The organism is Clostridioides sp. GD02367, from assembly GCF_045900275.1.
In the GTDB taxonomy this organism is placed as follows: domain Bacteria; phylum Bacillota; class Clostridia; order Peptostreptococcales; family Peptostreptococcaceae; genus Clostridioides; species Clostridioides difficile_A.
Window position 1 is genome coordinate 112,396 of record NZ_JBJODK010000002.1, and the last position, 12,761, is coordinate 125,156.

Annotated in this window: 13 protein-coding genes and 1 riboswitch; of the genes, 12 read left to right on the forward strand and 1 reads right to left on the reverse strand. The window is 28.7% G+C overall.

Features of this window, described 5'->3' with window-relative positions; translation table 11 throughout:
• The first annotated feature begins 65 nt into the window (after positions 1 to 65).
• From Q3223_RS02530 to saoL, 11 genes are all read left to right on the forward strand, one after another.
• Entirely contained in the window at positions 66 to 701 is a 636-nt protein-coding gene (locus Q3223_RS02530) for a TetR/AcrR family transcriptional regulator (RefSeq protein ID WP_407811541.1), read from the forward strand.
• 16 nt (positions 702 to 717) lie between these two features.
• On the forward strand, positions 718 to 2,007 hold the full coding sequence (locus tag Q3223_RS02535; protein WP_407811542.1) for an MFS transporter: 1,290 nt from the start codon (positions 718 to 720) through the stop codon (positions 2,005 to 2,007).
• Between the two features lie 758 nt (positions 2,008 to 2,765).
• Positions 2,766 to 3,098, forward strand: coding sequence for a DsrE-related protein SaoD (gene saoD / locus Q3223_RS02540; RefSeq protein ID WP_054270968.1), 333 nt, complete (start codon positions 2,766 to 2,768; stop codon positions 3,096 to 3,098).
• Between the two features lie 88 nt (positions 3,099 to 3,186).
• Positions 3,187 to 3,444 carry a thioredoxin-like (seleno)protein SaoT gene (gene saoT, locus Q3223_RS02545; RefSeq protein WP_243192668.1) on the forward strand — a complete coding sequence of 86 codons (258 nt, stop codon included), beginning with the start codon at positions 3,187 to 3,189 and terminating at the stop codon, positions 3,442 to 3,444.
• A 25-nt stretch (positions 3,445 to 3,469) separates the two neighbouring features.
• On the forward strand, positions 3,470 to 4,555 hold the full coding sequence (saoE, locus tag Q3223_RS02550; RefSeq protein ID WP_219672969.1) for an efflux transporter SaoE: 1,086 nt from the start codon (positions 3,470 to 3,472) through the stop codon (positions 4,553 to 4,555).
• Positions 4,548 to 5,006, forward strand: coding sequence for a Cys-Cys-COOH (seleno)protein SaoC (saoC, locus tag Q3223_RS02555; RefSeq protein WP_054270966.1), 459 nt, complete (start codon positions 4,548 to 4,550; stop codon positions 5,004 to 5,006). The genes saoE and saoC overlap by 8 nt, the downstream gene beginning before the upstream one ends.
• Positions 5,007 to 5,040: 34 nt before the next feature.
• The gene (saoX, locus tag Q3223_RS02560; RefSeq protein ID WP_231300797.1) at positions 5,041 to 6,132 is read left to right on the forward strand and encodes an ABC transporter substrate-binding subunit SaoX; all 1,092 of its coding nucleotides are present in this window, start codon (positions 5,041 to 5,043) and stop codon (positions 6,130 to 6,132) included.
• A 13-nt stretch (positions 6,133 to 6,145) separates the two neighbouring features.
• On the forward strand, positions 6,146 to 6,934 hold the full coding sequence (gene saoB, locus Q3223_RS02565; protein WP_243192749.1) for an ABC transporter substrate-binding (seleno)protein SaoB: 789 nt from the start codon (positions 6,146 to 6,148) through the stop codon (positions 6,932 to 6,934).
• Positions 6,895 to 7,701: an ABC transporter permease subunit SaoP gene (gene saoP / locus Q3223_RS02570; protein WP_243192666.1), complete on the forward strand. Its 807-nt coding sequence runs from the start codon at positions 6,895 to 6,897 to the stop codon at positions 7,699 to 7,701. The genes saoB and saoP overlap by 40 nt, the downstream gene beginning before the upstream one ends.
• The gene (gene saoA, locus Q3223_RS02575) at positions 7,701 to 8,453 is read left to right on the forward strand and encodes an ABC transporter ATP-binding protein SaoA (protein ID WP_054270961.1); all 753 of its coding nucleotides are present in this window, start codon (positions 7,701 to 7,703) and stop codon (positions 8,451 to 8,453) included. Before saoP ends, saoA begins: the two co-directional genes overlap by 1 nt.
• A gap of 12 nt (positions 8,454 to 8,465) precedes the next feature.
• Positions 8,466 to 9,107 (forward strand): MerB-like organometallic lyase SaoL, encoded by a 642-nt coding sequence (gene saoL, locus Q3223_RS02580; protein WP_284959373.1) that lies wholly within the window; start codon positions 8,466 to 8,468, stop codon positions 9,105 to 9,107.
• Positions 9,108 to 9,242: 135 nt separating this feature from the next.
• On the opposite strand, the gene yidA is transcribed toward saoL, so the two are convergent.
• Positions 9,243 to 10,064: a sugar-phosphatase gene (yidA, locus tag Q3223_RS02585; protein ID WP_223152842.1), complete on the reverse strand. Its 822-nt coding sequence runs from the start codon at positions 10,062 to 10,064 to the stop codon at positions 9,243 to 9,245.
• 512 nt (positions 10,065 to 10,576) lie between these two features.
• Here yidA and Q3223_RS02590 point away from each other — a divergent pair.
• Positions 10,577 to 12,271: a M3 family oligoendopeptidase gene (locus Q3223_RS02590; protein ID WP_223152843.1), complete on the forward strand. Its 1,695-nt coding sequence runs from the start codon at positions 10,577 to 10,579 to the stop codon at positions 12,269 to 12,271.
• A gap of 330 nt (positions 12,272 to 12,601) precedes the next feature.
• A riboswitch (glycine riboswitch) is annotated at positions 12,602 to 12,712 on the forward strand.
• Positions 12,713 to 12,761 lie beyond the last annotated feature (49 nt).

The window sequence follows — 12,761 nt, forward strand, 5'->3', positions numbered from 1 at the left end:
ACATTTGAAAAATTTAAGCATACAATAAAACAAACAGACAATCTGTTTTTATGAGGAGGATTAAAATGAATAGAGAAGAAAAAAGTAATAATAGTAAAGAAAAAATTATTCAATCAGCATTTTCTTTATTTTTATCAAAAGGATATGATGCAACTTCTACACAGGATATTATAAATCTGTCTGGGCTATCTAGAGGGGCAATGTATCATCACTTTAAGAGTAAAGAAGACATATTAAGAAGTATAACGGAAGGCTTTTATTCACAAATGAATAGCTTTTTAGAAAAACTTGTTGCAGATACGACGCTTACATCAAAAGAAAAAATGATGAAAATTATTGCTCATAGTGCAGATGATTATACGCATAAACAAATGGTTGATTGTTATTGGAATGAAAAAATACCATTTGCGCTATTAGAAGAAGTACGCTACCTTAACAATGTGTGTGCTCCCTATTTTGGTAAAATAATAGAGCAAGGCGTTAAAAACCATGAATATGAATGCGAATATCCCCAAGAGTTAGCTGAAATTCTTATCTTTGCTGTTGATGTTTTACTAAACCCAACATTATTTAAACGTAGTTATTCAGAAGTATGCAGTAGATTTGACTTTTTATTTCTTCTTTTGAAGAAAATGGAGATACCAATTATTGATAGTGATGGAATAAAGAAAGCCAAAGACTTATTTAAACAGGCTTATTGATATGAGGGAGGAAAATATGAATTATATAATTGATGATAGTATACAATGCAATTCTATGGAAAAAAGAATTATTCCACCATTAAAAAACTTTAAACTAATGGTCTTAGGTCAGATTATATCAATACTAGGTTCTTCTCTTTTACGATTCGCGTTATCATTGTTTGTTTTAGATATAACAGGTCGTGCGGATGTGTTTGCAACTTTATTTGCTATTTCTAATATCCCACTTTTATTAGGACCATTCGGTGGAGCAATAGCAGATAGGTTTAATCGTAAAAATTTAATGGTAATCTATGATTTTTGTAGTGGAACGATAGTATTTTGTTTATTTCTTTTACTTTTATATGGAAATACTTCCATTGTAGTAATTGGTTTCGTAATGATACTGCTTTCCGCGATCAGCTCAATGTACAACCCAACTGTTTCGGCAAGTGTACCGTTACTTGTTGAAGATAAAAAGATTGAAAGCAGTAATGGGATTGTAACTGCTGTTCAATCATTGGCGATGGTTTCTGCTCCAATTTTAGGTAGTCTTTTATATAGCACTATCAATTTCAATATTCTAATATTAGTATGTAGTATCTTATTTATACTATCTGCAATTATGGAAATTTTTATTGATATTCCATTTGAAAAAACAAGGAAAAAGGGACATATCATCCATACAACGATATCCGATTTAAAAAGTGGCTTTATGTATGTAATAAAAGAACCTTTTATCTTTAAATCAGTCATTTTTGCAATGGCAATGAATCTTATTGTGACACCACTTTTGGTAATCGCAGCTCCTACAATTCTTCGCTTAGTGATGGTCAGTACAGAAACAATGTATGGTCTAGGTATGGGGATAATCAATCTTGCTACTGTCGTTGGCGCATTGACGGTTGGTGTATTTGCGAGGAAATTGAAGTTTAATGCAGTGTATCGCTGGGTATTGTTCATGGGAGGAATGCTCCTTTTTATAGCAGTATCAGTTTTACCATCAATCTTGAAAATTGGATACTTTCCTGCATTCACAATTTTTATGCTAGGGGCAATTCCAATATCTGCTATGCTATCAATACTTCAAATCTTTCTAGTTAGTAAGGTTCAAAAGAAAACACCAAATGAAATGTTAGGTAGAGTTATGTCCATTATCATTGCTGGAGCACAATGTAGTACACCAGTTGGGCAAATTTTATATGGAAATTTACTAGAAACTTTTAACTCTAATTTCTACATTCCAATATTATTTATTTGTGGAATAATGATAATCATAACTATCATAACGAAATACAGTTTTAAAAATATCAAAGATATCGCTTAGTTTTAACCTATACTTACTTAAAAGGTTATAAATAAAATAAATTTTACAGATGAATGGTTATCTCGTAAGTTATCATATGTTCCAGTTAGCATTACAGAACAGAAATATAATTTTTACATAGACTCATTTACCAGAACATTTACAGATAACACAGGACAAGAGTTGTATCTGACCGCTAAAGAATTTGACCTATTTTACTTCCTGTTCTCCAACAAGGTACAGGTATTCAGAACAGATTTATAAGAATGTATAGGTTTATAACCATATCTATGAATCAAAGAATATCATAGGATTTATCCATAAATTACGAAAGAAAGTTGAACTCGACCCAGACAACCCACAATACATTGTTACCATCTGGTGTATTAGGATATAAATTTACGGAGAAGATATAACAAACGAGAAGCACTCATCTAGATAGTAGATAAATGCTTTTCGTTTTGTTGCTTTATACTATAATCTTTGTCCTAACAAGGTTCTTTCATAAGTGGTAAATCAGTGGTAAAATATGCTCTTTTAGTTTACTGAATTGCTGATAAACACTGATGTTTAGCTGACAATCTTACTTTTGCTTTTTTATTTAATAAAAATAGAAAAAAGTTTAATTAATAATTTAATTTATATAGATAAATGCTATATATACTTTTAATGATATAGTTATTATCTATTTTACATATAAATACAAAAGAACTTATAATATAATTGTATATGTAAAAATTTGTATAAAATTTAGGAAAGAATTGGATGGAGGAATAAAAATGAAAGTAGCATATATCTTCAATAGTACTAATGTACATAAAATTTTAGACAAAATGATAATACCACAATTAGAACAAGGAACTCATGGAGTAGATGTTCTAGGGATGTTTTTCTTTATGGATAATACATTATTCTTATCTAAAGGGAATCCAATAGGAGAAAAACTAAGTGAATTACATAAAAAAACGGATATGATAATAATGGCTTGTGACCAATGTGCTATAGAGAGAGGGATAGAGAATAACTTGGTTGATGGGGCTACGATTGGATGCTTTCCAAACTTATATGCTTGTTTAGGTAGTGCAGGTATAGATCAAGTCATAACATTATAAAACAGTTTGGTATACAATCCATGGGAAAACTTATTTTCTGTGGATTATTTTAAGTCAAGGATAAATTGTTTGAGTAGGGGATGAACAAATGTCTAAAGTTTTAGTTGAATTTATAAATACTTGACCATCTTGTGATGAGCATGGAGTGTTTATAAAAAAAATGTCAGAAAAGTATACTGATAAATTGGAAGTGAAACTGTATCAGGCAGGTAAAGATTTTTCATATGTAAAAAAATATGGAATTATAACAAAAGGAACTTTAATAATAAATCAGAAAAAAAAATATGACAGATTAAATAAAGATACAATTGAAAAGGCGATAGTAGAAGCTATAAATAATAGTTAAAAGTTTAAAATTAGGAGTATCAAAAATGAATATATTAGAAATTGTTTTAAATGGAATTAAAGAGACTATAGTAGCTTCTATAGTTACATTGAATGGAGCATCAGGATGGCTTATGATAAGTTTTATATTAGCAGGTGTACTTCACAATGTTTTAACTCCAAAAAGGTTTCAAAAACAACTTGGAAATAAGAAATTTTCTTCTTTGATTAAAAGCACTATCTCAGGAATGTTTTTACCAATATGTAGCTGTGGAGTAATCCCACTTGGTATAAGTATGTATTATTCCGGAGCATACCTAGGACCAGTGCTTGCTTTTATGACATCAACTCCAATAATAAATCCAATAGCTGTAGTTCTTTGTCTAGGTCTTTTGGGGCCTAAAGTTACAATTATTTATCTAATAGCTGGTTTTTTAGTGCCATTTTTAGTAGGATTTTTAGGAAATTGTTTTGGAAAAGAAGAATTATCTTTGCATAATGATTCAGATGAAGATGTAATAGAATTAGAAGAAGAAAAGAGAAGTTTTATAGAAAATCTGATTGATGGTCTTAAATGGTCTTTTGGAGAGTTAGCTCTTACTATTAGTAAATATGTAGTAATGGGAATGCTTTTTGCAGGTTTTATAACAACAATTTTTCCAAATAGCATAATTCAAAAATATCTAGGTAATCCAGGATTGATATCTCTTGGAAGTATAGCAATACTTGCATGTGTCATGTATGTGTGTGCAGTAGGACATATTCCATTTATAGCTGCCCTTGTTGCAAGTGGAGCTTCTCCTGGGATAGCGATAACGTTTTTAATAGCTGGAGCCGCTACAAACTTACCAGAACTTATAAGTATGTTTAAACTTATTGGGAAAAGAACTGTTATTATATATTCAGTAACTTTGACACTATCCTCAATAATAATTGGATACATAACAAATTTACTTTTAGTAAATGACAATTCAGTAAATTTAGATACAACAAATTCTTCAATACAGTTGGCAAATAAACTAATGTTAAATATACCAGATAGTTTTGAATATGCGTGTACGATTGTAATTATTTTATTTGCATTTAAATCAATAATACCAAAAATGAAAGAGGTCATAGGAAATCATGCTTAAAAAGATAGTTATAATATCCTGTATAGTAGTAGCATTAATAGTTTTATCAAAGATAGTGGATGATAACCTTGAAGAAGATGCCTCTATTCCAAATGTGAATAAAGAAACATTGGAATATTTTAGAAAAAATCATAAAGAAAATATAATAACTTGTGCTGAAGAAGATTTAAATAATGATGGGAAAAAAGATTTAGTAGTTATATATAAAAAAGGTAATAATTCAAATGAAATGGTAGTGGTAGTTTCTGACAAAAACAGTCATTACATAACAAAACCAATACCAGCACCTATAGAGAATCAAACTATAAATTTTAAAAATATTGATGATGAACCACCAATAGAAGTAATTGTGTCAGGTTCTAAGAATGGTAATGTAGGGTATGCAATTTATAGGGTAGAAGGCAACAAGTTTGTTGATTTATTTGGAGAAGATATGGACAAATGTTGCTAAAAATAAAAATAATACACAAAGGTGGGAAATTTAGATGAGAGTATCTAAGAAGATTCAAGCATTAATCTTAGTTAGTGTAATGGGAGCATCTATACTAACAGGCTGTAGTAGTAAACCAAAAGAGAAAGAAGAAGCAAAAGTTGGGAAGGATGATTATACAATAACAGTAGGGTATTATAACTGTGACCATATGACTGCTGGACCAGTAGCAGAAGCAGCTGGAATATATAAAGATTTAGGTCTTAATGTAAAAACTGTTGGAAATGGTAAAGTTCCTGAAGCTATGGCAGCAGGGAAAATGGATGCCGGTTATATAGGAACAAAAGGTCTTGTGGGGGCTATACCTAAAGGTTCACCAATAACAATAGCAGCTAATAATCATACTGGTGGTTCTGAATATTTAATAGTTTCAAAAGATATAAAAGAACCTAAAGATTTACTAGGTAAAAAAATTGCAACAGATATGAGTGATTTCTTATGGACAAGTGATTATGGACCAGAAACAGGTCTACCAACTGACCCATCAAAATATGAAATTGTAAATATGGATTCAGATAAAGATAAATACTTAGCTCTTAAGACTGGAAAAATACAAGCATTTACATCTTGTGACCCTTGGGGTTCTGTAGCTGAAAATGATGGTGCAGGAAAAATAATAGCATCTACTCAATATAAAGAAAAAGCTAATGGTAAAGAATATAACTGTTGTTCATTCTCATTAAACAAAAACTTTATAAAAGAACATCCAGATTTAGCAAAAAAATTGGTTCTAGCCCATACAAAAGCAATAGAATACATATATACAAATCCAGCTGAAGCTGCTAAGATATTTGCAAAATATTATAATGTAGAAGAAGAAGTTGCACTTAGAACTATTTATAAAAAGACAGTTGGAGAAGGTAGAACACTTACTTGGAAAGTTACAGGAGAAGAATATAAAAACAATTTACAAATGTATAAAGATTTAAAAGCACTAGATGATATACCTAAATATGAAGATACAATTGATACAAGTTTATTGGATTCTTGTGGAGCAGATGATTTTGATAAATTTATAAAAGAAAAAGTTAATCCAGAGTTTCCTGAAGGTATGAGTTATGAAGATTGGAAAGCAAAGGTATTATAAATAAATGGAGAATATAAAAAATATAATAATACTTTTTATTATTGTTTTGGGAAGTATATTTATAATATTTTTTAATTTTGAAGATAAAGAAGAAATAGAAGGAAAACTAAGAATAGGGGTATCTGATGATACCTCTGGTTTTGTAATAAATTATATGGTAAATAGAGACTACTTTGAAAATATAAAAGTAAGTGATGTAATGGATACTTTTACAATTAATGATTGCTGAGCAAGTACAATGCAATGGGCTCTGAGTTCAGAGGAAATAGATATAGCAATTATATGTAAAGATGCCGCAAAACAGTATGTAAATGCAACTAGTGGATTTGAAATTGTTGGCACAGTAGTTCAAAATTCAGATGTATTCTTATTAAGTAATAGCAATCCTAAAAAAATTGGAATCATTCAAAACAGAAATTATCAGTCAGAATTAGTGAAGAAATATTATGAAAATGTAGAAATATCTCCTTTATTAGGGACTGCATTAGCATATGGATTAGAAAGCAATCTAGTAGATGGTGTTGTAATAGACTGTATAAAATCAATCGGATTAGAAGGTACAAGAAAATCTACAACTGAATTGGGAGATTATGATACTTATGTTTTAGTTGTAAGCAAAAAATTTAAAAAAAGTAAAGCATATAGTGATTTTATAAAACTTTACAATAAAAGTGTTGATGCTTTAAATAATGAATCTACATTTAAGAATACACTGAAAGAGTACAAGAATATAAGAAATATAGATATGGAGGAAATAAGAAATTGGAAATTAAAGTTTCTAAAGATAAAAGAGATAGATTAACTAAGAAAAAATCTGATAGTAGTATGGATATTCTATACAAGATAATACTCTTAGTCATTATATTTTCAGTTTGGCATTTTGCGGCAAAAGATATAGGAAGCTCTTTATTACTTCCAATGCCAGTAGATGTAATAAAAGGTTTCTTTTATTGTGTAACAGATGTAGAGACAGTTACTAATCTTTTTATAACATTACAGAGAGTACTCAAAGGTTTTATGTATGCGCTATTATTTGGGCTTCCAATAGGGTTTATCATGGGATTTTCTAAAACTTTTGAAAAAGTTTTATCTCCAGTCGTAGATTCTGTAAGACAGGTTCCTATAATGGCATGGGTGCCTCTTACTATAGTATGGTTTGGTATAGGAGATGGTCCAACAATATTTTTAATAGCTTTTTCAGGAGTTTTTCCTATAATCTTAAATACTATTCAAGGTGTAAGAGCAATATCAAAAGATTATTATAATGCAGCTAGAAGTATGGGGGCATCGCCATTTGTAATATTTACAAATGTAATAGTGCCAGCGTCTCTTCCTGATATACTAACTGGTTCAAGAATAGCTATAAGTACAGGATGGATGTCTGTTATCTGAGCGGAGTTTATAGCTACGAGTGCCGGTCTCGGTTACTCAATGGTACAAGCTCAAACATTAATGCATACAGATGTATTAATTGGGCTTATGATATTTGCAGCTTTAATAGGATTTATAATAGATAGAGTATTAAAGTTTATAAATAAAATCCTTTGTAGATGGAGGTTTGCAGATTAATGAAGTTAAGTGTAAGAGATATAAATAAAACATTTGTAAATAATAAAGTACATACAAAGGTTTTAGAAGATATAAGTATGGATATAGAAAATGGTCAATTTGTTTGTCTTTTAGGGCCATCAGGGTGTGGAAAAACGACTCTACTTACTATAATAGGTGGATTTCAAAAATCAGAAAGTGGAGATGTTTTTATAAATGATAAAAAAGTTAAAAAACCAGGTATAGATAGAGCTTTCATATTTCAAAATTATGCTTTATTTCCTTGGAAAACTATAAGAGGAAATGTTCTATTTCCTATGAAACAACAGAAAATACCAAAGGAAAAAAGAGAAGAAATGTTAGAAGAACTTTTAGTTATGTCAGATTTAAAAGGGAAAGAAAAGTTGTTTCCTCATCAATTATCTGGAGGGATGAAACAAAGGGTTGCTATGATAAGAGCCTTAGCATGCAATCCAGAAGTATTATTAATGGATGAACCATTGGGAGCAGTTGACTTTCAAATGAGACAAAACTTACAAGAAGAGCTAGAAAGAATATGGACAAAAAAGAAAATAACTGCATTAATGGTAACTCATGATGTTGACGAAGCTGTATATATGAGTGATAGAGTTATTGTAATGTCAAGAGATAAAGGAAGAGTTATTGACGATATAAACATAGATATTCCAAGACCTAGAGTTAGAGGAAGTAAAAAATATGAAGAATATAAGAATAGATTAACTGATACTTTATCGAAGTGTTATGAAGTTTAAAGAGGAGTAGATATGAGTCAGATAGAAAAATACAATAGTTTGGATGACGTACAACAAAAAATAAGACTATCTATTATGGATGTAATAATAGAAAAAGGTTCTAGTGTTACACTTCAAGAAGTGACTGAATATATAAGTAAAAATTTGAAGTTAGAAAAGGAATATATAGAAAATACATTACAATATTTTATTGATAAAAATATAATGGTTGTTGATGAAGATAGTATAAATTTTATATATCCTGTATCAGCATTACCAACTAATCATAAAGTAACTTTGAGCGATGGGCGAAGTTTTAGTGCAATGTGTGCTATAGATGCTATAGGAACTTCTTGCACATTTAATCAAGATGTAAGAATAAATTCTATGTGTAGTGTTACAGGGAAAGAAATAGAAATATTTATAAAAAACGAAAAAATTGAATACGTCAATAACCCACATTTAAGAGTGCTTCATATAAATCTTGATAAATATTCAAACTGGGCAGCAAGTTGCTGAAATATAATGAATTTCTTCTGGACGAAGAATGATTTTGATGCTTGGATAAAAGAATCTGGTTTATCAGATGACGATGATGTATATTGTTTAGATATTAATGAAGCAATAGTAGAATCATATAAAATATTTAAATTGAAACAAAAAGTATTATTCTAGATATACATATATGAAAAACTAAAACAACCTTTAGCTAAAAATATTAGATAATATTTAATCTATATACTTTTATTATCAAGTATATAGATTAAATAGAATTTAAAGCTAAAGATGTATTTTTAGTTTTTTATATGTTTAAATAGCTCTATTAAGTATATATTTATTTATAACCTTTGCAACTCCATTTTCGTTATTGGTATCTGTAACATAATCAGCAATTTCTTTTATACTATCACGTGCATTTCCCATAGCTACACCAAGACCTGCATACTTTATCATATGTTGGTCATTTTCTTCATCACCAACAGCAATAGCTTCTTCTATAGGAATATCTAAATTAGTACACAATGTCTTAAGGGCAGTTCCTTTATTAGTAGTTTTACCTAAAAACTCTAGATAAAAAGGAGCAGACCTTACTATAGTATATTTATTGAATAAATTTTTAGGTAGCTGTTGTATAATTTCTTCTAATCTTTCTGGTTCATCAACTATCATAATTTTACAGATTTTAATAGATTCATCAATTTTATCTTTTTGTATATATTTAACATCTATATCATTTAATTTAGCTTCATGAAGAGTATACTTACCAGGAATTTCGTTTGGTGTAATTAAATTGGTCATTGTATTTATGTGTATTTTGGTATTATATTTTTTACAAATGTTATTATATATAAAATCAAAGTCATCTAAAGTCATTTCCACATCATGTATAATTTCTTCACTCTTGACTTCTTGAATAATGGCTCCATTAAAACATATAACATAATCACCTTCATCTGTTAAGTTTAATTGATTTAGAAGTGCTTTTACACCAGGAAGAGGTCTGCCTGTTGTTATAACAACTTTGGCACCAGCCTTTTTTGCTTCTTGAATAGAATCAAAGACCTCAGGAGTAATCCTTTTTTGTGTGTTTAATATTGTTCCATCAATATCTAATGCGATTAATTTGTACATATCAACCTCCAGTAAGTTATATACTCAATTTTCCTATGAAAACGTTGACACAACTAGTGTTGAACAAAATTTCAGTGGAAAATATGATTAGTTTTGTATACTATTATACCAAGAGATAAGCAATTTAGAAAGTTTAATAATATTAATTTTTTGATAAAAATATTATCTATATAATATGTATATTTAAAAAGTAGATTTTTAATTGTTTTGTAAGTATCAATTATAAAAATGCTATCGTTTGCATTATTATGTAAATAGAAGTATTTGTTATAAAAGCTACGGTTTTTATATGAATGTTTTTCTAATAATATACATGGTAGTTGATTTTATATCACAAAATATTGTAATTATATCAATCATATGTTATTATTCAACGTGATTACAATGTAAAGAATATTTAATATATATAATAATTTATAAATTAGACTTAGGCAGTATATAAAACTATGTATATCGAAGATATAAAAGTATGATATAAAGATATAAAATAAAGTTGCAAAGGAGCGTTTTAAATGAAGTTTTCACAATTTAAGTATGAAAGACCCAATTATGATAGTATAAAAAAAGAATTTTTGGAGTGTGTAGAAGATATAAAAAAATCCTGTACCTATGAAGAACAACAAGAAAATATACATAAGATTAATTTATTGAGAAATAAAATAGAAACGTTGTCAAATATAGCATCAATAAGATACAGTATAGATACACTTAATAAATTCTATCAAGAGGAAAAAAATTACTGGGATGAATATTTGCCTTTGTATGAAGAGTTAAATTCTTATTTTTATGATGTTGTAATAAATTCAAAGTTTAAATGTGATTTAATAAAAAAATTTGGAAAACAATTTTTCACAATAATAGACTATTCTCTGAAAAGTTTTTCTAAAGATATAATAAGTGAATTGCAAGAAGAAAATAAATTGTGTTCAGAGTATACTAAACTTTTAGCATCAGCACAAATAATGTTCGATGGAGAAGAAAGAAATTTATCTAGTATGGGAAAGTTTATGTACTCTAATTGTAGGAAGACAAGAGAATTGGCCAACAAAGCATATTATAATTTTTTTGAAGAAAACGAATCAAAATTTGATGACATATTTGATAAATTAGTTAAACTTAGAGATAAGATATCTAAAAAATTAGGCTTTGAAGATTTTGTAGAGCTTGGATATATCAGAATGATGAGAAGTGACTATAGAGAAGATATGGTAGAAAATATTAGAAAGCAAGTATTAAAATATGTTGTTCCAATGGCCAATGAGCTTTATAAAAAACAAGCTAAAAGACTTGGTCTAGAAAACTTAAGTTACATAGATGAAGACGTGGAATTTTTAACAGGAAATGCAAGATTAAAAGGTGATTCAAAGTACATAATTCAGAATGGGCAAAGGATGTATAGTGAACTTTCAAAAGAAACAGAGGAATTTTTTAATTTTATGCTGGAAAATGAACTTATGGATTTAGAAACAAAGAAAGGAAAAGGAGCTGGAGGTTATTGTACCTACATACCAGACTACAAGTCACCATTCATTTTTTCTAACTTCAACCAAACTTATGATGACATAGATGTATTAACACATGAAGCAGGACATGCGTTCCAGTTATACATGTCTAGATGGATTGATATGCCAGAGATTAATTTTCCAACACTTGACAGCTGTGAAATTCATTCAATGAGTATGGAATTTATAACATGGCCATGGATGAATCTGTTTTTTAAAGAAGATACAGATAAATATAAATTTACTCACTTGTCGACAGCCGTCAAATTTATACCTTATGGAATAATTGTTGATGAATTTCAGCATTATGTTTATAAAAATCCTAATGAGGATAAAGCAAAAAGAAAAGAAAAATGGAGATATTTAGAGAAAAAATACTTACCTCATAGAAACTATGACAATAATTCTTTTTTAGATAGAGGGTGTTGGTGGTTTAAGCAAGGTCATATATTTAAAAATCCATTTTATTATATAGACTATGTACTAGCTCAACTTTGTGCATTACAATTTTGGAAAAAAATGATTCAAGATAGAGATGCAGGATGGCAAGATTATATAAATATTTGTAGAGTTGGAGGAACAAAATCATTTTTAGATATTGTAAGTGTGGGAAATCTACATTCACCATTTGATAATGACTGTGTTAAGTCTATCATAAGGGAGGTTAAATCTTGGTTTGATGAAGTAAATGATAGCAAATTATAAAAAATTATGAGAATTTTACCATATAAAAAAGAAAAATTAAAGAATATGTAAAAAACAAAGGGATGATACACAAATAGTTATATTTTTAATCAGTTTGAGAAAGTAAACCAAAAAAGGTTTGTACTTAAAAAAAAAAGAAAATACAGGAAATATGCAATATCAACACTTGGAAAAAAAAGTAAAAATGTATACAAAATACATATAAAAAAACTATTGCAAATTTTATAGAATGTTTATATACTTAAGTCAACAGAGATAGAAAAAAGCTATTTGTAGAAAACAAAGGATAAATTGCTTAATTTTCAATTTTCTGATAACTTAATAATCCGGATGAAGAGTATGGGAGACTGCTTTATAAAAAGCGACCGAAGGGACAAATTTAATCCTATTTACCCAAAAGATTAGATGAAATTCTCAGGTAAAAATGACTGTACTTGGACGGGGCTCTGAAAATGATTTTAACAGGGAAGACAAATTGGGAGATTTGTTT